This is a genomic window from Sulfitobacter sp. SH22 (assembly GCF_965641905.1).
Classification (GTDB): Bacteria; Pseudomonadota; Alphaproteobacteria; order Rhodobacterales; family Rhodobacteraceae; genus Sulfitobacter.
In genome coordinates, this window is record NZ_OZ282573.1 from 1,503,288 (window position 1) to 1,527,252 (window position 23,965).

23 protein-coding genes and 1 riboswitch are annotated in these 23,965 nt (G+C 60.7%); of the genes, 5 read left to right on the forward strand and 18 right to left on the reverse strand.

Translation table 11 applies throughout. The annotated features are described in order from the left end of the window. Positions 1–56: 56 nt before the first annotated feature. The 3 genes from ACSQ13_RS09305 to ftsY are packed head-to-tail and all read right to left on the reverse strand — an operon-like array spanning position 57 to position 2,831. Entirely contained in the window at positions 57–662 is a 606-nt protein-coding gene (locus ACSQ13_RS09305; protein ID WP_176249490.1) for an inner membrane-spanning protein YciB, read from the reverse strand. A gap of 11 nt (positions 663–673) precedes the next feature. Beyond that, positions 674–1,576, reverse strand: a complete 903-nt coding sequence (locus ACSQ13_RS09310) for a DMT family transporter (protein ID WP_176249491.1) — start codon at positions 1,574–1,576, stop codon at positions 674–676. A 25-nt stretch (positions 1,577–1,601) separates the two neighbouring features. Then, positions 1,602–2,831, reverse strand: coding sequence for a signal recognition particle-docking protein FtsY (gene ftsY / locus ACSQ13_RS09315; RefSeq protein WP_295509301.1), 1,230 nt, complete (start codon positions 2,829–2,831; stop codon positions 1,602–1,604). Positions 2,832–2,864: 33 nt separating this feature from the next. On the opposite strand from ftsY, the gene ACSQ13_RS09320 reads away from it, so the two are divergent. Beyond that, entirely contained in the window at positions 2,865–3,830 is a 966-nt protein-coding gene (locus ACSQ13_RS09320; protein WP_255200142.1) for a lytic transglycosylase domain-containing protein, read from the forward strand. Positions 3,831–3,855: 25 nt separating this feature from the next. On the opposite strand, the gene ACSQ13_RS09325 is transcribed toward ACSQ13_RS09320, so the two are convergent. The 3 genes from ACSQ13_RS09325 to ACSQ13_RS09335 all read right to left on the reverse strand — a co-directional run bounded on the left by ACSQ13_RS09325 (position 3,856) and on the right by ACSQ13_RS09335 (position 8,814). Further along, complete coding sequence (locus ACSQ13_RS09325; protein ID WP_295509305.1) at positions 3,856–6,072, reverse strand: ATP-binding protein; 2,217 nt, start codon at positions 6,070–6,072, stop codon at positions 3,856–3,858. Continuing rightward, positions 6,069–6,821, reverse strand: coding sequence for a substrate-binding periplasmic protein (locus ACSQ13_RS09330; RefSeq protein ID WP_295509307.1), 753 nt, complete (start codon positions 6,819–6,821; stop codon positions 6,069–6,071). The genes ACSQ13_RS09325 and ACSQ13_RS09330 overlap by 4 nt, the downstream gene beginning before the upstream one ends. Before the next feature lie 280 nt (positions 6,822–7,101). Further along, positions 7,102–8,814 (reverse strand): NAD(P)H-dependent oxidoreductase subunit E, encoded by a 1,713-nt coding sequence (locus tag ACSQ13_RS09335; RefSeq protein WP_295509310.1) that lies wholly within the window; start codon positions 8,812–8,814, stop codon positions 7,102–7,104. Between the two features lie 211 nt (positions 8,815–9,025). Here ACSQ13_RS09335 and ACSQ13_RS09340 point away from each other — a divergent pair, with 211 nt between their 5' ends. Together ACSQ13_RS09340 and ACSQ13_RS09345 are read left to right on the forward strand one after the other, a co-directional pair. Further along, on the forward strand, positions 9,026–10,036 hold the full coding sequence (locus ACSQ13_RS09340; RefSeq protein ID WP_295509313.1) for an alkane 1-monooxygenase: 1,011 nt from the start codon (positions 9,026–9,028) through the stop codon (positions 10,034–10,036). 52 nt (positions 10,037–10,088) lie between these two features. Next, positions 10,089–10,436: a hypothetical protein gene (locus ACSQ13_RS09345; protein WP_295509316.1), complete on the forward strand. Its 348-nt coding sequence runs from the start codon at positions 10,089–10,091 to the stop codon at positions 10,434–10,436. Between the two features lie 70 nt (positions 10,437–10,506). Here ACSQ13_RS09345 and xseA read toward each other — a convergent pair whose 3' ends face one another. Further along, the gene (gene xseA / locus ACSQ13_RS09350; protein ID WP_176249498.1) at positions 10,507–11,982 is read right to left on the reverse strand and encodes an exodeoxyribonuclease VII large subunit; all 1,476 of its coding nucleotides are present in this window, start codon (positions 11,980–11,982) and stop codon (positions 10,507–10,509) included. Positions 11,983–12,076: 94 nt separating this feature from the next. Between xseA and purD the strand changes: the two genes are divergently transcribed. Further along, the gene (gene purD / locus ACSQ13_RS09355) at positions 12,077–13,342 is read left to right on the forward strand and encodes a phosphoribosylamine--glycine ligase (protein WP_295509319.1); all 1,266 of its coding nucleotides are present in this window, start codon (positions 12,077–12,079) and stop codon (positions 13,340–13,342) included. Between the two features lie 71 nt (positions 13,343–13,413). Here the strand turns inward: purD and ACSQ13_RS09360 are convergent, their stop codons facing one another. After that, on the reverse strand, positions 13,414–14,205 hold the full coding sequence (locus tag ACSQ13_RS09360; protein ID WP_295509321.1) for an FG-GAP repeat domain-containing protein: 792 nt from the start codon (positions 14,203–14,205) through the stop codon (positions 13,414–13,416). Beyond that, entirely contained in the window at positions 14,205–14,528 is a 324-nt protein-coding gene (locus tag ACSQ13_RS09365) for a 2Fe-2S iron-sulfur cluster-binding protein (protein ID WP_295509323.1), read from the reverse strand. Before ACSQ13_RS09365 ends, ACSQ13_RS09360 begins: the two co-directional genes overlap by 1 nt. A gap of 197 nt (positions 14,529–14,725) precedes the next feature. Here ACSQ13_RS09365 and ACSQ13_RS09370 point away from each other — a divergent pair, with 197 nt between their 5' ends. After that, positions 14,726–15,280 carry a peptidoglycan-binding domain-containing protein gene (locus tag ACSQ13_RS09370; RefSeq protein WP_255200143.1) on the forward strand — a complete coding sequence of 185 codons (555 nt, stop codon included), beginning with the start codon at positions 14,726–14,728 and terminating at the stop codon, positions 15,278–15,280. 15 nt (positions 15,281–15,295) lie between these two features. Here ACSQ13_RS09370 and ACSQ13_RS09375 read toward each other — a convergent pair whose 3' ends face one another. The 9 genes from ACSQ13_RS09375 to ACSQ13_RS09415 form a co-directional block, all read right to left on the reverse strand. Further along, positions 15,296–16,162, reverse strand: a complete 867-nt coding sequence (locus ACSQ13_RS09375; protein ID WP_295509329.1) for an energy transducer TonB — start codon at positions 16,160–16,162, stop codon at positions 15,296–15,298. Further along, positions 16,159–16,536 (reverse strand): ExbD/TolR family protein, encoded by a 378-nt coding sequence (locus ACSQ13_RS09380; protein WP_176249503.1) that lies wholly within the window; start codon positions 16,534–16,536, stop codon positions 16,159–16,161. The genes ACSQ13_RS09375 and ACSQ13_RS09380 overlap by 4 nt, the downstream gene beginning before the upstream one ends. A gap of 4 nt (positions 16,537–16,540) precedes the next feature. Then, the gene (locus ACSQ13_RS09385) at positions 16,541–16,918 is read right to left on the reverse strand and encodes an ExbD/TolR family protein (protein ID WP_176249504.1); all 378 of its coding nucleotides are present in this window, start codon (positions 16,916–16,918) and stop codon (positions 16,541–16,543) included. Beyond that, positions 16,918–17,505 carry a MotA/TolQ/ExbB proton channel family protein gene (locus ACSQ13_RS09390; protein ID WP_176249505.1) on the reverse strand — a complete coding sequence of 196 codons (588 nt, stop codon included), beginning with the start codon at positions 17,503–17,505 and terminating at the stop codon, positions 16,918–16,920. Before ACSQ13_RS09390 ends, ACSQ13_RS09385 begins: the two co-directional genes overlap by 1 nt. Next, entirely contained in the window at positions 17,502–18,260 is a 759-nt protein-coding gene (locus ACSQ13_RS09395) for an ABC transporter ATP-binding protein (RefSeq protein ID WP_295509331.1), read from the reverse strand. Before ACSQ13_RS09395 ends, ACSQ13_RS09390 begins: the two co-directional genes overlap by 4 nt. Beyond that, positions 18,257–19,240, reverse strand: a complete 984-nt coding sequence (locus tag ACSQ13_RS09400) for a FecCD family ABC transporter permease (protein WP_176249507.1) — start codon at positions 19,238–19,240, stop codon at positions 18,257–18,259. Before ACSQ13_RS09400 ends, ACSQ13_RS09395 begins: the two co-directional genes overlap by 4 nt. Beyond that, positions 19,237–19,992 carry an ABC transporter substrate-binding protein gene (locus ACSQ13_RS09405; protein ID WP_295509336.1) on the reverse strand — a complete coding sequence of 252 codons (756 nt, stop codon included), beginning with the start codon at positions 19,990–19,992 and terminating at the stop codon, positions 19,237–19,239. Before ACSQ13_RS09405 ends, ACSQ13_RS09400 begins: the two co-directional genes overlap by 4 nt. A 115-nt stretch (positions 19,993–20,107) precedes the next feature. Continuing rightward, complete coding sequence (locus ACSQ13_RS09410; protein ID WP_295509339.1) at positions 20,108–21,973, reverse strand: TonB-dependent receptor plug domain-containing protein; 1,866 nt, start codon at positions 21,971–21,973, stop codon at positions 20,108–20,110. A gap of 135 nt (positions 21,974–22,108) precedes the next feature. Then, positions 22,109–22,314, reverse strand: a riboswitch (cobalamin riboswitch). 42 nt (positions 22,315–22,356) lie between these two features. Beyond that, positions 22,357–23,811 carry an aldehyde dehydrogenase family protein gene (locus ACSQ13_RS09415; protein ID WP_176249510.1) on the reverse strand — a complete coding sequence of 485 codons (1,455 nt, stop codon included), beginning with the start codon at positions 23,809–23,811 and terminating at the stop codon, positions 22,357–22,359. Between the last annotated feature and the right edge of the window lie 154 nt (positions 23,812–23,965).

Here is a 23,965-nt window from a genome sequence, read left to right on the forward strand (position 1 = left end):
ATATCACGATGTGATCCTGGCAAACGAAGGGGCCACGAACAGGCCCCTTCGGCGCATCAGGCTTTGTCTTTTTCCAGGCCGTATGTCTGAAACAATTTGCCCTGCGACATGAAGAACACGAAGACAGCAGCCGTCAGACCGAAGGTTTTGAAATAAACCCAGGTTTCGGTGCTGGCAAAACGCCAGATCAATTCATTCGCCAGCGCCAGCCCGAAAAAGCACAGCATCAGCCGCTTGGTCAGGATCATCCAGCCCGCGTCTTCCAGCGGCATCGTTTCTTCCATCACGTATTTCAGATAGGATTGCCCGCGCAGCAGCCCGATGCCCAGCAAGCCGCCAAACAGCAGGTAAATCGCCGTAGGCTTCATCTTGAAGAACCGCTCGTCGTTCAGCCAGACCGAAAGCCCGCCGAACAACGTCACCAAAATCACGGTCGCGACCTGCATCCGGCTCAGCTTGCCGGTCAAGGCCCATAGCGCCGCGGTCGAAGCGATCAGCAGCGGCACAAAGGCGGCAGTGATCAGGATAAAGCCGCTGTATTCCGTGCCCCAGACCGTGAACACGTCATCCTTGTAGCGCAGATAGGCCGCAAAAAAGATCAGCACGGGCCCGAATTCAAGGGCAGATTTCAGCAACGGGTTGATCTTGCGTTTCTCGGTCATCTTGCTCTCCATTAGCCGCCCATCTCCACTATCACAGCGCCTGCTGCGATCAATGCCATCAGCGCCACGCGGCGCGGGCCAACTGTTTCTTTCAGGACCAACCAGCCGATTATCGCCGCAAACACGGTCGAGGTTTCGCGCAGCACCGCGGCCTCGCCGACTTTGTCCAACCGTGTGGCCAGCATGACCGCCCCAAAGCTGAAAAACGCGACGATACCGCCGATGACGCCGCGCAGCATCAGCGGGCCAAGCGCGGGCGGGTTGGACATTTTCACGTAACGCCGCGCGGCAATCACGGGCATCACCAGACCGTCGATCATGAAAAACCATGCCAGAAAGGTGAACGGGTTTTCCGTCGCACGGATGCCATAGGCGTCAAAGGTGGTATAGACGGCGACACATAAACCGGTCAGCACAGCCAGCCCAAGCGCGGTGTTCAGCGTGTCACGCTCCGACACCAGATAGACCATGTTATACACCGCCAACCCAAAGATGCCGGCCATCAGCACGCCCACGCCCATCCATTGCGTCAGGGTAAAGCTTTCCTCGAAGATCAGATAGGCCCCGATCACCGTGAACAGCGGCCCCGTGCCGCGCACCACAGGATAGACCACCGTATAGGCCCCCTTGGTATAGGCCCACGCCTGAAGCACCTTATACACAATGTGGATCGCAAAAGCCCCGGCAAAGATCACCCACATATGCGGTTCGGGCCAAGGCACCACAAACAAGGCAAAGGGCGCGGCCATCAGGCAATAGGAAAAATCAATCGCGCCACGGGTCATCCACGGGTCATGCCGCCCCTTTTGCAGCGCGCCGAATACTGCGTGCAGGAAGGCTGCCAGCAATGCCAGATACAAAGCGGCCTGATGCCCTGCTGCGGTGCCCTCGATCTGGGCCAGCCATTCGGTCACGGGTGTAGCCCGTTATGCGACAGGGTCACTGCGGGTCCAGCCCCATCAGCGCATCCGCGAATTCCTGCGGATCGAACGGTTGCAGATCGTCGATCTGTTCGCCCACCCCGATCGCGTGGATCGGCAGGCCGAATTTATCCGCCAAGGCCACCAGCACACCGCCCTTGGCTGTGCCATCCAGCTTGGTCATGACCAGACCCGACACATCCGAAATCTCTTGGAATACCTTGACCTGATTAAGCGCGTTCTGGCCCGTTGTCGCGTCCAGCACCAACAGGGTGTTATGCGGGGCCGACGGGTCTTTCTTGCGGATCACCCGCACGATCTTGGCCAGTTCCTCCATCAGGTCACCCCGGTTTTGCAGGCGTCCGGCGGTGTCGATCAACAGCAGATCCGCGCCATCGCGTTCGGCCTGCCCCATTGCCTCAAAGGCAAGGCTGGCGGGGTCGGACCCTTGGGCCGCCGTCAAGACAGGCACGCCCGCACGGTCGCCCCAGACCTGCAACTGCTCAACCGCGGCGGCGCGGAAGGTATCACCGGCGGCAATCATTACATGCTTGCCCGCCGCCTTGAACTGGCTGGCCAGTTTGCCGATGGTTGTCGTTTTGCCCGACCCGTTCACGCCCACAACCAACACCACCTGTGGTGTCTTGGCATATAGCGGCAGCGGCTTGGCGATCGGGTCCATGATCCGCGCGATTTCCGCAGCCAGCAGACGTTTGATTTCTTCGACCGACAGACGTTTGCCAAAGCGGCCTTCGGCCATGTTCGCCGTCACGCGCAAGGCGGTATCAACGCCCATATCGGTCGAGATCAACAGCTCTTCGAGCTGCTCGAGCATCTCGTCATCCAACACGCGACGCACAACAGGTGCGGCGGTGCTGCGCCCCATCAAACGCCCCATCAGACCGGGCTTTGCGGGCTCGGGCTTTGCGGGCTCGGGGCTTACAGGCTCTAATTGTACGGGTTTCGGCTGCACGGGCTCGGGCTTGGCCGGTTCAACCGCCTTGGGGATGGACACGGGTTCAGGCGCATCCACCGTGTCGGCAGGCATAGGTGCCGGCTCCTCATCGACCGCTTCGGGCAATGCCTCGACTGCGGCGACGGGGGTGTCCATCACCTGATCGACGGGCAGTTCGTCAACGGTTTCGGGGGCGTCAACAACACCGCCGTCCTCAATGATCGCCTCAAGCCCTTCGTCAATCTTGGACGATGATTTGAACAGTTTGCTTTTCAGTTTCTTGAAAAAGGCCAAGCGCAGTCTCCGCAAAAGTATCAGGCGTTTGCTATGATCTATAGGCTCAACGGGTCAGAGGAAAGGGCACCAACAGGAATTGACAGCCCGCGCAGCCTGCCCCACCAAGTTATCATGCGTTGGTTTTTGATATTTGCCCTTCTGCTCTTGGGGAACGCGGGTCGCGCGGACCCCGACCAACGCTATTGTTCCAGCACCAAATGGGGCCATGCCCATTGCATCAGACCCGCGCATTTCGTCTATGACACCTGCAATGCGATCAAGGTTTTCTCGGACCGGCACGGGCTGAACCGCGACTTCTTTGCGCGGCTGATCTGGCAAGAAAGCCGCTTTGACCAAAACGCCCTGAGCCATGCAAACGCACGCGGGATCGCGCAGTTCATTCCGTCAACCGCCGCATTGCGTGGGTTGAAAGACCCCTATAATCCGGCCGACGCATTGGAACATTCCGCGCAGTACCTTGCTGAAATGGTTGGGAAATATGGTAACGAAGGCATGGCAGCGATTGGCTATAACGGTGGCGAACGCCGCGCCGAAGGGTTTTTGCAAGGCAAAGGGCTGGCCCCTGAAACGGTGAATTACGTCCCCATCATCACCGGTCTGGCCGCCGATATCTGGCGCGACACCCCCCCGAAAGCACCCGATTTTCGTTTGTCAAAAGACGCGCCATTCCTGCCTGCGTGCTACATGATGGCCGCATCGCGCCGCATTACACCGCTCAAGCTCACGCCGCCGCCACCGGTGCTGAAACCCTGGGGGGTGCAGGTCGCTTTTGGCACCAGCAAACGGGCGGCACAGTCCAAGGCGGCATCGAATATGTCGTCCTGCCGGGCCACAGTGAAGGGCCGGAAACTGGACATGCTTTATAAGAAAAACCGCGTGTCAGGGCGCAAAGGGTTCTTTTTTGCGCAATATGGCGCGGACACCCGCACAAGCGCCCAACAGCTTTGCGCGGGTTTGCGCCAGAAAAGATGTACCTGCCTCGTGGTCAAGAACTAGCCCAAAGCCGGGCCTGCGTGCCGTTTCAACCACGCAGTGTTGCGATTGCCGCAGTCAGTTCAGCTGCCCCGAAGGGCTTTTGCAGCAAGGTAATACCCGCATCCATACGGCCGTTCTGAATGATCGGATTTTCGGTGAACCCCGACATAAAGATCACGGCGGCATCAGGGAAGAACACTGCAAGCTTTTTGACCGCCTGCGTCCCGTCCATGCCCCCCGGCAAAACAATATCGCTCAGGATCAGATCAACCTTCGGCAGGTTTTCAGCCAGCGCCAGGGCCACGGGACCGTCGTCGGCTTCATGTACAACGCAGCCCATCGCCACGAGCATGAGCTTGAACATTTTCCGAAGCTCCGCGTTGTCTTCGACCAGCAGCACCACCATCCCTGCGAAATTGGCGCGAGACGGGGGCGGTCTTTCAATCTCGACCGCGTTTTCGACCTCTAGCGCGCGTGGCAGATACAGCTTGACCGACGTGCCGATCCCCTGTTCGGAATATATCTCAAGATGCCCTTTCGATTGTTTGGCAAATCCAAACGCGATCGGCAGACCAAGCCCGGTACCCTTGCCGACACCTTTGGTGGTGAAAAACGGTTCAACCGCACGCTGGAGCGTTTCATCTGACATGCCATGGCCGGTATCGTTGACGGATATGCACACATAGTCGCCTGCCTCCACCTCTGCGCGGCGCAAAACATAGTCCGGGCCGATCTTGCAGTTGCTGATCTTGATCGTCAGCCTGCCCCCGTCCGGCATGGCGTCGCAACCATTCAGCACCAGATTGAGCATCGTGGTTTTCAGCTTTTCCGGATCGGCGAAGGTTTTCCAAAGCCCGTCTTCGGTCAGGATTTCCAGATCTATCGCATCCCCCACAGACGTCCCCAGCAAGGCGTGGGATTTGTTGATCAGCACTGCGGCATCGAAATTGGTCGGCGACAAAGGCTGTTTGCGCGCGAAGGACAGCAATTGTTGGGTCAAATTCGCCCCGTTGCGCACCGCCGAAAGAGCCACCTCAAGGAAAACACGTTCGCTTTGGTTTTCCAGCGTCAAAAGCGTCAGTTCGATGTTGCCGGAAATAACCGCCAGCAAGTTGTTGAAATCATGGGCAACACCGCCCGTCAGCTTGCCAATGGCATCCAGTTTTTGCGCCTGCAAAAGCTGTTCTTCGAGGATTTTCTGGTCTGTAACGTCCAAAGACACGGCTTCGAGCATTAGATCGCCGGTCTTGGGGTGTCGCAACGGCTGGATGATCTGGCGTAAAAACCGGGATTCCCCGTCTTCCATCGTATATTTCAGGATGGTATCTACAGGCTCCCCGCTTTGGAGCCGCTCGCCGATCGATTGCAGCTTCTCAGCACTCTCGCCGCGCAACAACGTGCCGACGAAATCCTTGCGCATATCCATGTCGATGACCTGCTGCATGGTCATGTTCAGCGCCTGGGCAAAGATCGGGTCACATTCGGTAAACTTGTCTGTTGTCATATCAAACGTGGCATAGCCAAGCCGCGCCAGAGAGGCTGCATAGGCCAGCTTTTTCTCGGAACTTTCGCCGGCCGCCTGCGATGACAAAATCTGGTCGCGCATGCCGTGGATCGCATCAACCAAGGTGGTCACTTCGTCCCGAGGACGCGGGGTCGGTCCGTCATCCAGTTCGATTTTCAGCGTTTTCCAATCGTCGGGAAACTCCTTAAGCGTATCTGAAACATTCAGGATCGGCTGTAAAACCGTGCGATCCATCAGCCGCAGCACCTGCATTGCCGTAAAGAAAATAAAGACAACCGAGATGATCATCGTGACGGCCAGCCGCAGCAGGATCACCTCCCAGATCTCGCCATGCGACACCTCAAAGACCAATGTGGCGATTTGCACATCACTTGACCGGTCCGCCCCGAAAAGCGGCACCTCCAACCGGTAGGCAAGCGTGCTGTTGTCAAGAGACCCTGCAACAAGGTTGATCAATCTGCCATCCGACACCCCCGCCCCGGTGACGACGCCAAGCTCGACATAGCTGTCCAGAAGCCTTTGCGCGCTTTCCAGATCATATTGCCAGATGTCATCTTGCATCGTCGCCGCAGTGCTGGCCGCAAGGCTGTCGACACGTTCTTTCAGCCGCGCTTCGGAAATATCATAGTAGAAAACCGCCGGGACCAGACATGCGACGATCACCAGACCGGTCATCGGCCCCCAGATCGCCCGACAGATTTCCCGACGGATGCCCTCTGGGACAAATCGGCATATCATTCCGACAAACCTTGCTTGGTCGAAAGATCGGCGCGGCTCAGGATATCCATATAAGTCCCGTCAGCCCGCATGTCCCGAAGCGCTTGGGCAAGATCGGCCGCTAGATCCGCATGTTTCGGGTTAAGATGAATAAAGAGGCCGGAATAGTCGATGAATTTAGAGAATTTCAGCCCCGTGATCTTTTTCTTGTCGGCGATATATCGGGCATGAGTGAAGTACATAAAGGCCACATCAATCCGGTTCTGGGCCAGCATTTCCATCAAAAGCTCGGGAGAGTTGGCCGTATGTGTTTCTGGCACATCTTTCAGCAGTATGCCCGGCTGCTTCCATCCCTTGCCATAGCCGACACGGTATTTCTTGAAATCCGCAAGTTCGTAAATCGTGATGTCGTCGCGCAGAAAGACACCGCCGGCAATGCTGGAAAAAATCGGTTCCTCGACGCGCACCAAAGGCTTTAACATTGGCGCAGTCAATATCGGAGTTGCGAAAAAACCATCAAATTCACCCGTGAGGGTGCCATATAATCCGCGACTGACCGATGTGGGCTGATAGGCAATCGTAACGCCGACGCGCCTGAAAGTTTCCTTGACGATAAGGTCGATATCACCGTTTTGCTCAACGGTGATATGCGGCGGACTAAGCGCCACGGCGAAGTTGAGCTGTGGTTGGTCGGCCTGTACAGGCCCGGCCAAGGCGTAAATGGCAAATACACATAAACTAACAAGCGGGCGTATAGACCGTATGGCCATTGCTGCGTCTCCATTCTTGCGGTGCCTTACCCACGACTGTCATTGCGGGTAAATTAGAAATCTACCATGGCCCAAATCGCGGCAATTTGCAATTTGGAGAAGTCCGCACCAAGGTCAAGACAACCGACGATTGGAAAAAACCATCCGATACGCTGTCGCAGGTGGCCTTGGGCGCGCGGGAAATCCTGCGTTGAATACCCGCAAGCGGGTCTGGCACTCTCGCGCCAGACCACGGTGTATTCAGCATAATCGACCGGATTACGCTGCGGTCAACCCGGGGCTAGACCTCGTCTGGGAAATGTTTCATCACCAGCCGGATCGGGTTCGGCGCGGCCTGCCCCAGCCCGCATATCGACGCATCGACCATGGCTTGGGACAGTTCCTCTAGCAGCGGTTGGTCCCAGCGGTCCGCCTGCATCAGCTTGACCGCCTTTTCGCAGCCCACGCGGCAGGGCGTGCATTGGCCGCAGCTTTCGTCCTCAAAGAACCGCAGCATGTTCAGCGCTGCGGCCTTGGCACTGTCGGCCTCAGACAGCACAACAACCGCCGCCGAGCCGATGAATGACCCGTGTGCCTGCAAAACGTCAAAGTCCATCGCGATATCGGCCATCGACGCTGGCAGCAGTCCCGAAGACGGCCCCCCCGGTTGATAGGCCTTGAACACGTGGCCTTCGGCCATGCCGCCTGCGGCCTCGATGATGTCGGTGATCGTTGATCCGGCGGGCAACAGATACATGCCCGGCTTGGCCACACGTCCCGAAACCGAAAAGCTGCGCAGCCCTTTGCGACCGTTCCTGACCGTGGTGTTCAGCACCTGCGGCCCCTCGCGGCACACCCGCGTGACCCAATGCAATGTCTCGACGTTATGCACCAAGGTGGGGCGGCCAAAGATACCGACCTGCGCCACATAGGGCGGGCGGTGCCGTGGCATCCCGCGTTTGCCTTCGATGCTTTCGATCATCGCGGATTCCTCGCCGCAGATATAAGCCCCCGCCCCGCGCCGCAGATCAATGTAACCTGCTTCGACGATGCCCGCTTCTTCCAGTGCCGCGATTTCCGTGCGCAGCAACGCCAAGACCTGCGGATATTCGTCGCGCATGTACAAGAACACTTTTTCCGCCTCGACGGCCCATGCGGCGATCAGCATCCCCTCAAGGAACTGATGCGGCACGCGTTCCAGATACCAGCGGTCCTTGAAGGTGCCCGGTTCGCCCTCGTCCCCGTTCACGGCCATATAACGCGGACCGGCATTGCCACGCACAAAGCCCCATTTCTTGCCCGACGGGAAACCCGCGCCGCCCAGACCGCGCAGACCCGCCTCAAGCATCTGGTCCTGCACTGCCTCCCAATCGCCGGTGGCGCGCAGGTTTTTCAACGTCTCATAGCCGCCGTCCTTCGCATAGGCCGCGAAATCTTCGTAGTCGGGGATATGCACATGGGTGTCGCCAGCGGCAATCACCGCCTCGACCTTCTCCAATGTGGCGTGATCGACAAAGTTATGCCCGATCTCAAGCGCGGGCGCGGTATCGCAACGGCCCATGCAAGGCGCGCGCACGACACGCACCTCGGCAGCGTCCAACCCATCCTCAAGTGCGGCCTTCAACGCCTGTGCGCCCGCCATCTCGCAGGCCAGAGAATCGCAGATACGGATCGTCAGCGCGGGCGGAGGTGTCTCGCCCTCTTTGACCACATCGAAATGCGCATAAAACGTGGCGACCTCGTAAACCTCGGCCATGCTCAGGCGCATTTCCTCGGCCAGGGCGCGCAGATGGGCGGCCGACAGATGGCCGTATTCGTCCTGGATCAGGTGCAGATGTTCGATCAGCAAATCCGCGCGGCGGGGTTTGTCACCCAGCAATGCACGCACGTCGTCCCATGCGGCATCGTCCAGCTGGCGGCCCTTGGTATGGGTGCGGCCCTTGCCCTTGCCGGATTTCCAGACGCCTTTTTCAGGGCCTTTGCCGTCAGACTTTTTATGCTCATCCAATGCCATATCGGCCCCCTCGCCTGGTTGTTGCGCCCAAGCTATCAAAGTTGCACCGATGCTCACATTCGAAAAACGACCTTTCCCTCGCACTTTACGCGGAGTCTGGTACGGCTTGCGTCCTTTTCCACGCCGCATTTCGCCTATCAGAAACTTGGCATTCCCAGATGCGACCAAAACGACGTAACAAAGGCAAGGTAACAAAGACGGAGCCGCAAAGATGATCTGGTATGCCATCGCCAGCCTGACCCCCGCCGTGCTTTTGGCGCTGGCCTGCCTGTTTGGCGGGGCGTGGCCGCTCGCGGCATTGCTGTCGATCACGGTGCTGGTGTTCTTCCTTGACCGCATCGAACGGCTGATACCGCCCCGCGACGACACAGGGCGCGGCCTGAGCCTGATTTTGGCCGCCTCACATTTCGCCTTGCTGCCTTTGGCCGTATGGGCGCTGGCAGGCAACAGCGGGTCAAATTTTGCAGATAACGTGTTGATTTACCTCGGGGCGGGGCTGTTCTTCGGCCAGATCTCGAACTCCAACGCACACGAGCTGATCCACGCCAGCAGCCGTTGGCCAAGGCGCATCGGCACGGCGATCTATTGTTCACTTTTGCACGGCCATCACGTGTCGGCGCATCTGCGGGTGCACCATATTCACGCGGCAACCGATGCCGATCCCAACTCTGCCCGTCTGGGTGAAGGGTTCTATGCCTATGCGCTGCGGGCGGTGCGCGGCGAATTCATGGCGGGGCTGCGCGCCGACACCCAACAGCGCGCGCGCGCGACCGAACAGTCGGTGCTGCCCCATCCCTATGTCGGATATCTTGCGGGGGCCGCTGTGTCGCTGGGCTGTGCCGCATTGATCGGCGGAGCCTATGGCGTGTTCGCCCTGCTGGCCCTCGCGTTTTATGCGCAAATGCAATTGCTGCTGTCCGACTATGTGCAGCACTACGGGTTGCGCCGCCATATCCGCGAGGACGGGCGGATGGAGCCTGTCGGCCCGCAGCACAGCTGGAACGCCCCGGCGTGGTATTCATCTGCGATGATGCTGAACGCCCCGCGCCATTCCGACCACCACATGCGCCCCGCCCGCGCCTTTCCAGCGCTCGAGATCACGGCTGACACGATGCCGATCCTGCCGCGATCCCTACCGGTGATGGCGGCGCTTGCGCTGGTCCCGCCAATCTGGCGGCGCGTCATGGACAGGCGCGTGGCGCGGTGGCAAAATCCTGCCTGACACGTTTTCAAGATTGCTGGATCAGGCGCATCCTTTCTGGCAGGTTACGGTCATGAAACATATTTTTGCCGCCCTTGCATTGATCACCGCCGCACCTTTGGCCGCGCAAACCACCATGACGGCCAAAGAATTCGAAGCCTACACCAGCGGCAAGACGTTGTTTTACAACAGCAACGGGCAGACCTACGGCGCGGAACGCTATCTTGAAGGCCGCCGCGTTGAATGGTCGTTTCTGGATGGCGAATGCAAACCCGGCCAATGGTACGAGGACAATGGCCAGATTTGTTTCACCTATGACGACAACCCCGATGCGCAATGCTGGACGTTTCAGCTGGGCAGCAGCGGCTTGATCGCGCGGTTTGAAAACGACCCCGCCACGACCGAACTTTACGAGGCCTAAGACATCGACGAAAAGCTGCTATGCCTTGGCCCCAAGATCGGCGTCTAAAGCTGGTTTCTAAAGCTGGCGTCTAAAACAGACTGCCCTGTTCGGGGGGCTTTTTCGCAGGCTTGCGCGGCGCAGCGGCCCCGCCGATCTGCATCCTGCCATCTGCGAATTCGATCTCAAGCGATGTCGCAGCCTTGGCGGCCTTTTTGGTCGTGACCAGATTGCCGTCGCCGCGCACAACCGCATAGCCGCGCGCCAATGTCGACTTGTAGCTGAGCATTTCATGCAAGCGGTCCAGCCCCGCAACCTGTTTGCGCCACCCTTGGGTCTGGCGCTGCCCCGCATCTGAAAGACGCCGCGCAAGCGCTTGGAATGCATCGGATTTACGCTTGTGATCCTGCACCAACGCCTCGGGGCGGAACCGCGATGACAGCGCCGCCAACCGCCGCTGTTCGGATTGCAAGGCGCGGGTCAGCGTGCCGGGGCGCAAGACGCCGGACATATTCGCCAGCCGCACTTTGCGCTTTTGCACGCCTGCGGTCAGCGCCGGCCCCAGCCGCCCGCCCAGAACATCCAGCTTTTGCCGGGGACCGTCCAACAGACTTTCAGCCCGTGGCAAGGCCCGCGTCATATCGCGCAGACGTTGATCGCGCCGCGCCAGTCCCTGGCTTAGCGCCCGTGTCATCCGCGCCTCTTGCCCGTCCAGCCACGCGACCAGTTCGTGACGCACAGGCACCGCCAGTTCAGCCGCAGCCGTGGGGGTCGGTGCCCGCTTGTCCGACACATAATCTATCAGGGTCGTGTCCGTCTCGTGGCCCACAGCCGAGATCAGCGGAATCTCCGACATGGCCGCCGCACGGGCGACGATTTCCTCGTTGAACCCCCAAAGGTCTTCGACCGACCCACCACCGCGCGCGACGATCAACAGATCAGGGCGCGGGATCGCCCCGCCGGGGGTCAGCCGGTTGAAGCCTTCGATGGCACGGGCCACTTCGGGTGCGCATTTCGCACCCTGCACCGCCACGGGCCAGATCAGCACCTTGCGCGGAAAACGGTCGCGCAACCGGTGCAGAATATCGCGGATCACCGCCCCTGAAGGCGAGGTCACCACGCCGATCACATCCGGTAGATAGGGCAACGCGCGTTTGCGTTCGGGGGCGAACAGCCCTTCAGCCGCCAGCGCCGCCTTGCGTTTTTCCAGCAGCGCCATCAGCGCGCCCATACCCGCCGGTTTGATGTCTTCGATGACGATCTGGTATTTCGACTGCCCGCCAAAGGTGGTGATGCGGCCCGTGGCGATCACCTCCATCCCCTCTTCGGGCTGGGTTTCCAGACGACCGGCGACGCCCTTCCAGATCACGCCGGAAATCACCGAACTGTCATCCTTGAGGTCCAGATAGATATGCCCCGACCGCGGGCGGCTGACACGGCCCACTTCGCCGCGAATCCGCACATGGGAAAATTCGCTCTCGATCACCCGCTTGATCGCGCCGGACAGCTCGGTCACGGTGAATTCGGGGCTGTTTTCGCCCTCGCGGGGGGTGTCGATCAGGTCCATGCGGGCGTCCTTCGGGTCTGGGCTCGTGTCCGGCTTGTGTATTTCACAACCCCAGCTTAGAACGCGCAGCAACCAAGGCCAAGGGAGCGCATTCATGAATATCCTTATTTTGGGCAGCGGCGGGCGTGAACACAGCCTTGCCTGGGCCGTTTTACAAAACCCCAAATGCGACAAGCTGATCGTGGCACCGGGCAATGCTGGCATCGCCGCGATTGCCGAATGCGCGTCCTTTGACATTGACAATGGCGCGGCTGTGGTCGGGTTTGCCGACGAAAACAGCATTGATTTCGTGATCATCGGGCCAGAGGCACCGCTTGCCGCCGGCGTAGCAGATGATCTGCGCAATGCGGGTTTTCTGGTCTTTGGCCCCTCCAAAGCCGCCGCAGCGCTTGAGGCCTCAAAGGCGTTCACCAAAGAAATCTGCGATGCCGCGCAAGCGCCCACAGCCGCCTATGGCCACTTTACCGATGCCGCATCTGCGCGCGCCTATCTGGCCGACCACCCTGCCCCCATCGTGATCAAGGCCGACGGTCTCGCCGCTGGCAAAGGCGTGATCATCGCCGAGACGGATGCAGAAGCGCTCGCCGCCGTTGACACCATGTTCGACGGCACCTTTGGCGATGCCGGTGCCGAGGTCGTGATCGAGGAATTCATGGACGGCGAAGAAGCGTCGTTCTTTGTGCTGTGCGACGGCGACACCGTGCTGCCCATCGGCACGGCTCAGGACCACAAGCGCGTGGGTGACGGCGACACAGGCCCCAACACTGGCGGCATGGGGGCCTATTCCCCTGCGCCCGTGCTGACCGACGCCATCGCCGAACGCGCCCTGGCCGAGATCATCCGGCCCACGATGGCCGAGATGTCCCGACGCGGCATGCCCTATCAGGGGGTTCTCTATGCGGGCCTGATGATCAAGGACGGTGCCCCCCGGCTGGTGGAATATAACGCGCGCTTTGGCGACCCAGAATGTCAGGTGTTGATGATGCGACTGGGCGCGCAGGTTCTTGACCTGCTGCACGCTGCCGCCGAAACCCGCCTGTCCGACATGCAGGTGAACTGGGCCGAGGACCATGCGGTGACAGTGGTGATGGCCGCGTTGGGCTATCCCGGTGACTATGACAAAGGCAGCGTCATCTCCGGGCTCGACGCCTTGCCCGAAGACAGCCGCAACATGGTGTTTCACGCAGGCACCGCCGAAAAAGACGGGCAGATCGTTGCTGTGGGCGGGCGCGTGCTGAACGTCACCGCGCGGGGCGACAGTCTGGCCGAGGCGCAGGCGCGGGCCTATGCGATGGTTGACGCGGTTGATTGGCCGGGTGGTTTCTTCCGGCGCGATATCGGCTGGCGGGCGCTGACATAATCAGGGGCCGGACCGGGGGCTAGCCCCCGGACCCCCAGGATTTTTTACCATTTGGAAATCAGGCTGGGATATCAGCTTGGGTCTATCGCGCAGGTCAGCGCTTGTGCGATGTTCTGTTGTGTAAATGGTTCTTTGAACGGCGCGCGGGTGAGTGCGCCTTTCGAGAGGCTGACCGCGACCATTTTTGCATCCCCGCCTGTGCGCCACGGCATTTCTGCCAGGATCATCTGGGGGGTGCCCTGACAGTTCCGGATACCGCCTGCGATATCCGTGTCGCCAATGCGGTGATTGGTCAGGCCGTTTGTGGTGGCAATAGGTGTAAGGTGTGCGCCGTCAAATGTCAGGATCACCAGTTTTCCGGCGAGATGCGGGGTTACCACCATGGCGATCTCGGACCGGCCGTCGCCTGTGAAATCGGCAGCGCCGATAGGGGCCAGCCAGCGGTTCTTCCGCCCGATGTGATCGGTCATGGCAAGGCGGCCGCTGGGGCCGTAGACGACAAGACGCGCGCCCAAGGTCAGGCTGCTTTCGACCACGATCACTTCGGGGGAGCCGTCTGCATCCAGATCGGAAAGCCTTGGGGCAACGTCTTCGAACACCAGCGTTTCGGGCAGGATGAAGCGCCGCTGGGTGCCATCCTTTAGCGTGATCTCGAGGGTGCCCCATTCAACCGCATCGCCCAAGATCCCATGAGCGTAGCGATCTGTCGGGTCGGTGTAGCGCGCGGCCATGATGGTATCTGCCACGGTCAGACCGGGCACCAGCGCCGCCAGCCCCGCCAACCCCGCGCACAATATCAGCTGTGCGCGGCGGGCGAACCCTGTGGCAAGGCGCGCCGGAAGACGCCGCGCCCCGGCCAGCATCAGATCTGCTTTTCTGGCATCTGGACGCGCAAGCCATCAAGCGCGTCGGTCACTTTGATCTGGCAGGTCAGGCGCGAGCGTTCAGGATCGGGCTGATAGGCGAAATCAAGCATGTCTTCTTCCATGTCGTCCTTTGCCGGTACTTTGTCGATCCACGCCGGGTCCACATAGACATGGCAGGTCGAGCAGGCGCAGGCCCCGCCGCAATCGGCTTCGATTCCCGGGATGTTGTTGTCGCGTGCGCCTTCCATGACGGTCATGCCATTGGCCACATCCACCACATGTTCCGTGCCGTTGTATTCTACGTAGGTGATTTTGGCCATTGTGACCCCCTGTGCAATAAATATCGCCCTATGTGTAGCCAGCCCCGCGGCCCTTCGCCAGCCCCTTTTGCCCACCAATGACACCTCGTGATTGCCGCAGAAACGTGCCAATCAGTTAGTCCCCTATCCATTGATCTAGGCAGCGCCGGAAAAACGCGTTAGATTGCCGCAAAAGACGAGACCGACAAAGGCATGGCGTGCAGGCAATTTCACGAAAATTGGTGTTAACAGGGTGTTCCATCGCCCTTTGCCTTGCAGCGCTGTCGGGCTGCGACATGTCGGGTGCGGATTCCCCCCCGCCAGAGCCGGGCGTGATCGAGGCCACCACCCAAGGGCCCGCAGGGGCACCTCCCGGATCCTGTTGGGGCCGCACCGTGTCGCCTGCGGTGATCCAGACCGTGACCGAACAGGTGCAGGTCCAGCCCGCCCAGATCAGCACCACCGGAGAAATTCAGGCCCTGCCGATTTACCGCACCGAAACGCGGCAGCAAATTGTGACCCCGCGCAAGGACAACTGGTTCGAGACCCTGTGCGCCGATCAGCTGACACCGCAATTCATCGAAACCTTCCAGCGCGCGCTTGAGGCGCGGGGTGCATATGCCGGAGAGATTTCAGGCAATTTCGACACCGCCACCCGCAAGGCGATGCGCGCCTACCAGATCAGCACCGGCGGCCCGGACAGCCCCATTCTGGCCATGAGCACCGCGCGTGGGTTGGGCCTGATCGCGGTCGATCCGACCACGCTCGAGTAATCTGATTTCAAGGCGTTACGGCGCGAACTTCATCGGCAGCGTAAAGCTGTGAACCCCTGATTTCAGCCCCTTTGGCGCAGAAGCGATGCGGGCGGATTTCACGGCAGCCACCGCCGCGCGGTCGATTTGGGCCACGCCGGAAGATTTGCGCACCGACACGCCCGTCACCTGCCCCTTGGTATGGACCGAAATGGCCAGCGTCACCGTGCCATGCGCCCGTGTGCCCGATGGATAGCGCTTGCGCCGCTCGATGCTGGTGCGGATCTGCCCGCCCCAGGACGCCATCAGTTTTTTGCTATTGCCCGGTTTCGCTGCGGTTGCTGCCGCGTTACCCGACGTGCCCTTGGCGGTTTTGCCACCTGTCCCCGCCGCCTTTTGTGCTGCGTTGGATTGCGCAAATTTCCTGGGCTGCGGTTTTTGCGCTGTGGCTTTGGGGGTCTGCACTGACTTGGCCTTGGCCACCGGTTTCGGCGTTGGCTTTGGCTTTGCCACCGGCTCTGGCCGCAGTTTGGGGCGCTGCTCTGGCAGTTTTGGTTTGGCTGCCGGGGTTTGATCGACGTCGGGCAATGCAGGGGCGGCACCCGCAGCGGGCATAGGTGACGGGGCGCGCGAAGTGACAGCGCTTTGTGGCATCGCGGGTTCAGGGGCGGCCAATTCGGGGAGCATTTGTGCCGGTTGCACCACGTTCTGCACCACCTCGACGGGCTTTTCCCATTCGGTCACCATGTCTTGCACAGACATGTTTGCCGCCGCCAGCGTGACAGTGGCATCGCCCCCCGCGCCCGCAGCGCTTTGGGTACCCGTTGGTGCGATATAGCCCACCGTCAGGTGCAGCGCCGTGGCACCCGCAAGAAAGGCAGAGAATTCAAAGAACTGTTTCATGGCGTACGGATCACCAATTCGACATCTGCGTGGCCCATCGCGGACAGCCGCGCAAGAACCTGCGCCAACCTGCGGGCCTCGAGCGTTGCATCCGCACGGACCGTCAGCGGCGCAGGGTCGACCGCGCCAAGCAGGTCCCACGCGGCATCATCCAATGCGCCGTCATAGCCAACAGTGCCTTGCGCCGACAAATACAAGGTCTGGTCGCCGGTCACTTCGCCCTTGGCCTGCGTTTCGGGCAGGGTCAGATCAAACGGCGGGGCCTGCGTGATCGTGGCGGACATCATGAAAAATATCAGCAGCAAAAAGACGACATTGATCATTGGAACAATGGATTCAGCAGGCTGGCGGCGGCGGGGTTGGGCGAACTTCATGGCGCTACTCCACCACGACCAGATTGGCGAACCCGGCGGCTTGCAGCGCCTGTGCTACATCCAGCAACCGTTGCAGGCTGGCCCCGTCGGTGCCGCGCAGAATGACGGTGTCGGCGCGGTCCTGGGTCAGCGGGGTCAGCGCATCGGGCAGGCCCGCAATATCAACGCCCATGCCGTTCAACGTCAGAGCGTCGGGGGCGATGTCGATCAGGCGCGGCGGGCCGGAATAGGCCGCCCCCGCCCCTGCACCGGACAGGCGCACCGCCGCATCCTGACCGAATTGCGAGGCCAGCATGAAAAACACCAACAGCAAGAACACCACGTCGATCATTGGCGTTAGGCTTGGCCTGCGGCTGCGGCGTGGGGATGCAAAGGCAAACATCAGCCCGCCTGCCCCCCGGAGGTAAAGATACGTGTGGCGATGTCCTCCATGTCGCCCTGCACCCGTTCGGCGATGGCTTCGAACCAGCTAAGGGCGACTGCGGCGGGGATCGCCACGCCCATGCCTGCCGCCGTGGTCAAAAGTGCCTCCCAGATGCCGCCGGCCAGAACCGACGGGTCGGCCTGACCGCCGGTGGTTTCCAGCGCCTGAAACGCGTCAATCATGCCCAAAACGGTGCCCAGCAAGCCGATCAGCGGCGCGATGGTCACAATCAGTTCAAGCGGGCGCAAGCCGCTGCGCAGTTGCACCAGCACACGGCCCGCAAGGCGCATCACCTCTTCGCGGGCAAGGCCGTCAGGTAAACGGCGCGCGCCAATCACATCGGCAGCGAAACGGGCGCGCAGCCCTTTGGCAGGCACAGACTGGCCCGCGACAATCGCCTCGGCGCGGGCACGAGACCACGCGCCCATCAGCGACAAACGCCACAATTTCCACAAGACGATGGCCAGTACCAGCACGGATAGAACCGCAATCGCCCAAAGCGCCGGACCGCCGGTGTTCAGGAAAGCGAGCATTTCGGGTGTCATGACAGAACCTCTAGCGGTTGGAAAATGATGCCGTCGGGTGTTTCTTGCAAATAGGCGCTGATGCCAAAGGCGGCGCGGATCAGATCGGGGGTCAGCACGTCACGCGGCGGGCCATCGGCTGCAATGCCACCGCTGTGCAACATCACGATGCGGGTGCAATGGCGGGCGGCAAGACCCAGATCATGCAGGGATACCAACACAGATTGCCCCGTCCGGGCAAGGGCCGCAAAGGTTTGCATGGTCGCAATCTGGTGCGCGGGATCAAGCCCCGCCGTGGGTTCATCCGCCATCAGCAAAGGGGCCTCTTGGGCAAGGCTGCGGGCAATCAGCACGCGCGCCTGTTCGCCCCCCGACAAATGCGTCGCTGTGCGGTGGCGGTAATCCTCAAGACCCATGCGGGCGATGGCGCGTTCCACGGCGGCTGTGTCTGCCGCGCTTGGCTTTTGGCCTGCGACCAGATGGGGAATGCGGCCAAGGCGGATCAGGGTTTCCACATCCACCGGCCAGGCGATTTCACGCGCTTGCGGCATCCACGCGGCGGCGCGGCCCCGATCCCGCGATGACATGGCGGCCAGCGAACTGTGCCCCTGCGACGGGATCAAGCCAAGGCAGGCGCGCATCAGCGTCGTCTTGCCCGCGCCATTCGGGCCGATCAGCCCGACAATCTCCGATGGTCCGATCTGCAGGTTGATGCCCTGCAATATCTGTTTGTCCCGGCGTTTCACCGCGAAATCACGCAGGCTGAGCATGGTCATAGCCCGTCCCTCCGCGTGCGGTAGATCAGGTGCAGGAACAGCGGTGCCCCGACCAGTGCCGTGACCACCCCCAGCTTGAGGTCGCTTTCAGGCAGCACCACACGCACCAGTATATCTGCGGCCAGTATCATCGCCGCCCCGCCAAGCCCCGAGGCCCATAGCAAGGCACCGGGCCGTGCACCAACCCAAGGGCGCAGCAAATGCGGCACCACAAGACCGACAAACCCGATCGCCCCCGCAACCGCAGTGGACGCCCCCACAACCGCCGCCGTGCCAAAGATCAGTGACAGACGCAGGCGGGTCAGGTTCACCCCCATCGCCTCGGCCGCGTCTTCGCCCAAGGTCAGCGCATCCAGCCCGCGCGACAGGGTCGACAGCAGCAGGCTTCCTGTGATGATCAGGGGCAAGGCGATCCAGACATGGATCATCGACCGATCCGCCAGCGACCCCATCATCCAGAAAATGATTTCACTCGCCGCATAGGGGTTCGGCGACAGGTTCAACACCAGCGATGTCAGCGCCCCCGCAAAGGCGGAAATCGCGATCCCGGCAAGGATCAGGGTCAGGGACGATCCGCGGGGTCCGGCCAGCACCAAGACCAGCAAGACGCCCACCAATGCCCCCGCCAGCGCCATCATCGGCAAGGCCAGAACCATCGTCGCCGCAAGCCCGGTCTGGATCGACAAAACCGCCCCCAAAGCCGCAGAGCCCGACACGCCGATCAGCCCCGGATCAGCCAGGGGGTTGCGCAGATAGCCCTGCATCGCGGCCCCGGCCAGCCCCAAAGCACCGCCGACCAGCACCCCCAGTATGGCACGTGGCAAACGGATTTCGCGCATCACCAGCGTCATCGGGCCGTCGTCGCCAAACATCAGGGCGTTCAGACTTTGACCCACGCTCAGCTGTGCCGGGCCGATCACCAGCGCACCGATGAACAACAGCACCACAATGGTACACAAGAACAATGCAAGGCGGTTCATTCCACCGCTCCTTGGGCTTGAATGCGTATACGCAGTTCCGTCATCTTGGCGATGGCGCGCAGGACAAATGGTGTACCACAGACCCAATCGTGATCTGTCAGCCCTGCCCTTTCGCCATTCTTGCGCAGCGCGGCAACGGCGGGATGGTCCATAATTTCTTCGGCGCGTGATCCGCCCTCATAGGGCAGGCTTTGGATCACGGCATCGGGTTGCGCCATGGCCAGAACCTCAAGCGGGATGATCCCGCCACCCGCATAGCCCGCCGCAACGGCCGCATTTTCAAACCCCGCCAAGGTCAGGATCTCCCCCGCCATGGATCTATCCCCTGTGGTATAGCCATTGGCCTGATACACCGCCGCTGTGGGCCGGTTGGAGGGGTTGGCCTGAAACGCGGCAAGTGCGGTTTGATACTCGGCCACCAGTGCCGCCGCCTTGTCTTGCTGGCCCAAGATCTCGCCCATATGGGTCAGTTGGTCGGGGATGGTGGACAGACTGTTGCTGATCTCAAAGGTCTCGACCCTGATGCCAAGCCGTTCCAACATCCGCACGGTGGCGCGCGCACTATAGGGGCTGGTCAGCACCAGATCGGGCTGCATCAGATAGATTTCTTCGGCGCGTCCGTGGTTGGTGATGTACTGGTCCGCCTGCACCACCATAGCAGAGCTGCGCGGATCACTGGCAAGTTGTGAGACAGACAAGAGCTGCCCCTCGCCTGCGATCAGCATTGCCAGCTGGTCGGTGCACAGGTTCATCGACACGACCCTTTGCGGCGCGTCTGAGGACACGACCCTTTGCGGCGCGGCTTGGGCAAAGCAAACAGCGGGCGCGCAAAACAGCGCACCCGCAAGCCACATGGCGTGGATGGGTTTAGAAGTTCGCACGGACACCGATATAGGCCGCGCGGCCCCGGCTGGCATAGCCCCAGACGTCAACTGCATCATCGTCAAACAGGTTGGTAATCCGCCCTGTCAGCGTCACGCGGTCATTCAGGTCGTAATCGGCGGCCACATCAACCGTGGTATAGGACGGCAGTTTGATCGTCGGATAGGTCCCAAAGAACTGCGTGTCATAATTTGCCGACACGTGGCGCAGGTCTGCGGAAACCGACCCACGGCCGCCAAAGGTTTCAACTGTGGCACCAAGGGTGAATTCGTGACGCGGACGGCGGATTTCCACGCTGCCATTGGGGTTCTTCGCATCCAAATAGGTATAGGACATGCGCAGCGAAACGGTGTCGGTCGCCTGCATGTTACCCGAAATCTCAACACCTTCGCGGGTGCTTTCACCGGCCTGGTTCTCGTAGGTGAATGCACCACCACCAAGCGAGAGGGCAGAAATCTCGTCTGTCAGCTTTTCGTTGAAATACGTCACATCAATCGTGCCGCGCCCCTCAAACACCGGGAATTCGGCCCCGATATCAAAGCTCTTGTTTTCTTCCGGACGCAGGTTTGGGTTGCCGGTATAGCCAAATGCATTGGCAAAAAGCTCGAAATACGAGGGGTTCACAACGCCCGTACCAGCCGATGCGTGCAAACGGATGCCCGATCCAGCCAAGGTATAGCCCAGACCAACATTCCACGTCGTGGCGTTCTCGAAAACATCGTTGTCGTCGAAACGTGCACCGGCTTGCAGATCAACACCGTTGCTGAACGCACCGCGATATTCCAAGGCAATGGATTGGGCCGCGCGGTTATAGGCCGGGTTACTGTCGCTGGTATCGCTTTGACGCTCGACAAGCAGGTTCAGCAGGTGATCGGTTTCAGCAACACTGCGCCCGTCCAACCCATAGCTCAGGCGGTATTTCAGCGCTTCACTCTCGGTCTGCCCCAAAGGTGCCCCGTTAGAGCTTTGGCGGTTGCGGGTGGTTTCATAAGCCAGACGGTGCGTCAAACGCCCGCCCATCATCATGTATTCGGCATAAACCTGCGCTGTCAGTTCCTTGCGGTCGGCATATTGCGACGGATCGTCAACAACATAGCTGGCCGGATCGGTCGCCACGAAAGAGGTGGAATCAAAATCGTAGTTTTCATCGGATGTGCGCAGAACGAAGCCCAGTTTCAGATCATCCGTCACCAGATAATCGCCGCTCAGGATCGCTGTGTTACGCTCTAGCCCGTCTTTTTCGCCGCCATCACCAGACTGGTCATAGCCGGCGTCATTGGTATGCGCCAAGGACAGCGACACACCGCCCCGTTCGTTGCGGCGCGCGATAAACGCGGTGGCGATTGTCGCAGAGCCGACTTCGAGGCTGGTGGAATAGGTTTCGCCCAGATCGCCCTTGCGGGTGATGATGTTGATCACACCCGAAGACGCGTTCGACCCGTAATACACAGACTGGGGGCCGCGCAGGACTTCGATGCGTTCGATGTTGGCGGTCTCAAGCCCGCTGAACACATATTCGCCGTCGCCACCGGCAGCTTCGACACCGTCGATCAGCACCAATGTGTGGTTTGCTTCGCCGCCACGGATGCGCACTTGGGTAAAGTTGCTGCTAACACCGCTGACCTGAACACCGGGCAGGCTGCGCAGGGCGTCTGCGACATTGGTGATGCCGCGGTCTTCGATGTCTTGTGCGGTGATGACAGTTGCGGCGCGGCCATAGGCGTTGGCGGCGATGGGCGACAGGCCGCCCGACACGATGATCTCGTCCAGTGCCAGTGTTTCCTGTGCAACAGCGGCCGAGGTGCAAAGCGCGATAAGCGCGGCGGATGAAAGTAGGGATGTTCTAAACATCTTAAGTCCCTTTGGTAACGACCGGCAATCGGTCGTTTGACGTCGTGAATGTCAGTAAAGGGACTGGATTGCCCCCCGCAGACGGTGAAGCCACCACAGCGGAGAATCCGCAGCCAAAGCGCCCCTCGCGCCCTTAGCAGGGTGATCACCTTGGCAGGTCTCCTGACTTGCGGGTCAAAGCTGAACCGGACCTTCCCATCATGACAGACATGACAGTGGCCTTTGCCGGTATCGCTCGCCGCTTACAGTTGCGGGGGCAGTCGTGGAATGGGCAGGTGCCGCACCACGTTCCCTTTTAACCGAACGACAGAACCGTCCGGACCAAAGTGAGTCCGTTGCTACAACCGGTCGCACCGTTTGTGAAGACGATTCTTAACTTTTCGCTAGCCGTGGAACGCCGCAACCGTCTTGAGGGTCGAGAACCCGTAAAGCGCCTCAAAGCCCTTTTCGCGGCCATGTCCGGACAGTCCCACCCCCCCGAAAGGCAGTTCAACCCCGCCCCCCGCGCCGTAGTTATTCAGGAACACCTGACCCGCGCGCAGCTGTTTGGCCAGCCGCATCTGCCGCGCCCCGTTTTGCGACCACACGGCGGCGACCAATCCAAAGTCGGTGCCATTGGCGATTTGCACGGCCTCTTCCTCGGTATCAAAGGGGATGATGACCTGCACGGGGCCGAATATTTCCTCTTGGGCCAGCACATGATCGGGGGCGACACCGGCGAATAATGTCGGCGCGACATAGGCCCCGTTTTCAGGCGCATCCGCCACGATCAGGCCACGGCCGACGACCTCCAAACCGTCGCCCTTGGCCAGATACCCTTCGACGATGGCCTTTTGGCGCGACGAAATCAGCGGCCCGACATCCAGATCGGCCATGGCCGGGCCTACCCGAAAGACATCATACCGCGCGCCCATCTGTGCCACCACGCGGTCATAGACACCGCGCTGCACCAATATCCTGGAGGCCGCCGAACAGGTCTGGCCCGCATTCTGGATGCCCGCATTGACCAGAAACGGCAGTGCTGCATCAATATCGGCATCGTCAAACACCAGCTGCGGCGACTTGCCCCCCAGTTCAAGCGTGACAGGCACGACATTACGGGCGGTGGTTTCCTGGATCAGCTTTCCGACCCCGACAGAGCCGGTAAACGACAGATGATGCACGCCGGAATGCCGCGTCAGCGCCGCCCCCGCTTCGGCCCCCAAGCCCGGCACCACATTCAGCGCACCGGCGGGCAGGCCTGCCGCATGGGCGATCTGCGCAAAGGCAAGGGCTGTGAGACAGGCTTCCTCGGCGGGCTTGAGCACCGTGGCGTTGCCCATCGCAAGGGCCGCCCCGACAGAACGCCCGATGATCTGCATAGGATAATTCCAAGGGATGATATGCCCCGTCACCCCATGCGGTTCGCGCAAGGTATAGACGGTATAGCCGTCCAGATACGGGATCGTTTCGCCGTGCAGCTTGTCACAGGCACCGCCGTAAAACTCCATATAGCGCGCCAGCGCCAGCACATCTGCACGGGCCTGTTTCAACGGCTTGCCCACATCCAGCGCCTCGAGGCGGGTCAGTTCGTCGATATTGTCCAGAACCCCCTGCCCGATCCGCGCCAGCACCCGCCCGCGTTCGGCTGCGGTGGCGCGGCCCCAGTCGCCGCGCAACGCCGCATGGGCAGCCTGCACCGCGCGATCAATGTCTGTGTCCGATCCGCGCGCAATGTCACACAGGCGCGATCCATCCGACGGGTTCACCAGCGTCACACGCGCCGACGTGGCAGAGGGCACCCAAGCCCCCCCGATAAAGCAAAGGGACGGGTCCAGACCTAGGGGCGTGACGGGCATTTTGGTTTCTCCGTATCAGACATGCCCCCACATCAGCACAGATCCGCCCCCTTCGCGAGCGGTATTGCCGCGACATGCAACAATCGTGTGCTTGGCCGTGAACCTTTTGCCCGGTTGCGGCGTTTGATCCGTAACCCCTGACGCATTGGACATT

Coding starts and splice junctions, on each gene's coding strand:
- ACSQ13_RS09305 (WP_176249490.1), bottom strand. CDS start 662: ATGACCGAGAAACGCAAGATCAACCCGTTGCTGAAATCTGCCCTTGAA.
- ACSQ13_RS09320 (WP_255200142.1), top strand. CDS start 2,865: ATGATCTATAGGCTCAACGGGTCAGAGGAAAGGGCACCAACAGGAATT.
- ACSQ13_RS09325 (WP_295509305.1), bottom strand. CDS start 6,072: ATGATATGCCGATTTGTCCCAGAGGGCATCCGTCGGGAAATCTGTCGG.
- ACSQ13_RS09330 (WP_295509307.1), bottom strand. CDS start 6,821: ATGGCCATACGGTCTATACGCCCGCTTGTTAGTTTATGTGTATTTGCC.
- ACSQ13_RS09335 (WP_295509310.1), bottom strand. CDS start 8,814: ATGGCATTGGATGAGCATAAAAAGTCTGACGGCAAAGGCCCTGAAAAA.
- ACSQ13_RS09340 (WP_295509313.1), top strand. CDS start 9,026: ATGATCTGGTATGCCATCGCCAGCCTGACCCCCGCCGTGCTTTTGGCG.
- ACSQ13_RS09345 (WP_295509316.1), top strand. CDS start 10,089: ATGAAACATATTTTTGCCGCCCTTGCATTGATCACCGCCGCACCTTTG.
- xseA (WP_176249498.1), bottom strand. CDS start 11,982: ATGGACCTGATCGACACCCCCCGCGAGGGCGAAAACAGCCCCGAATTC.
- purD (WP_295509319.1), top strand. CDS start 12,077: ATGAATATCCTTATTTTGGGCAGCGGCGGGCGTGAACACAGCCTTGCC.
- ACSQ13_RS09360 (WP_295509321.1), bottom strand. CDS start 14,205: ATGCTGGCCGGGGCGCGGCGTCTTCCGGCGCGCCTTGCCACAGGGTTC.
- ACSQ13_RS09365 (WP_295509323.1), bottom strand. CDS start 14,528: ATGGCCAAAATCACCTACGTAGAATACAACGGCACGGAACATGTGGTG.
- ACSQ13_RS09375 (WP_295509329.1), bottom strand. CDS start 16,162: ATGAAACAGTTCTTTGAATTCTCTGCCTTTCTTGCGGGTGCCACGGCG.
- ACSQ13_RS09380 (WP_176249503.1), bottom strand. CDS start 16,536: ATGAAGTTCGCCCAACCCCGCCGCCGCCAGCCTGCTGAATCCATTGTT.
- ACSQ13_RS09385 (WP_176249504.1), bottom strand. CDS start 16,918: ATGTTTGCCTTTGCATCCCCACGCCGCAGCCGCAGGCCAAGCCTAACG.
- ACSQ13_RS09390 (WP_176249505.1), bottom strand. CDS start 17,505: ATGACACCCGAAATGCTCGCTTTCCTGAACACCGGCGGTCCGGCGCTT.
- ACSQ13_RS09395 (WP_295509331.1), bottom strand. CDS start 18,260: ATGACCATGCTCAGCCTGCGTGATTTCGCGGTGAAACGCCGGGACAAA.
- ACSQ13_RS09400 (WP_176249507.1), bottom strand. CDS start 19,240: ATGAACCGCCTTGCATTGTTCTTGTGTACCATTGTGGTGCTGTTGTTC.
- ACSQ13_RS09405 (WP_295509336.1), bottom strand. CDS start 19,992: ATGAACCTGTGCACCGACCAGCTGGCAATGCTGATCGCAGGCGAGGGG.
- ACSQ13_RS09410 (WP_295509339.1), bottom strand. CDS start 21,973: ATGTTTAGAACATCCCTACTTTCATCCGCCGCGCTTATCGCGCTTTGC.
- ACSQ13_RS09415 (WP_176249510.1), bottom strand. CDS start 23,811: ATGCCCGTCACGCCCCTAGGTCTGGACCCGTCCCTTTGCTTTATCGGG.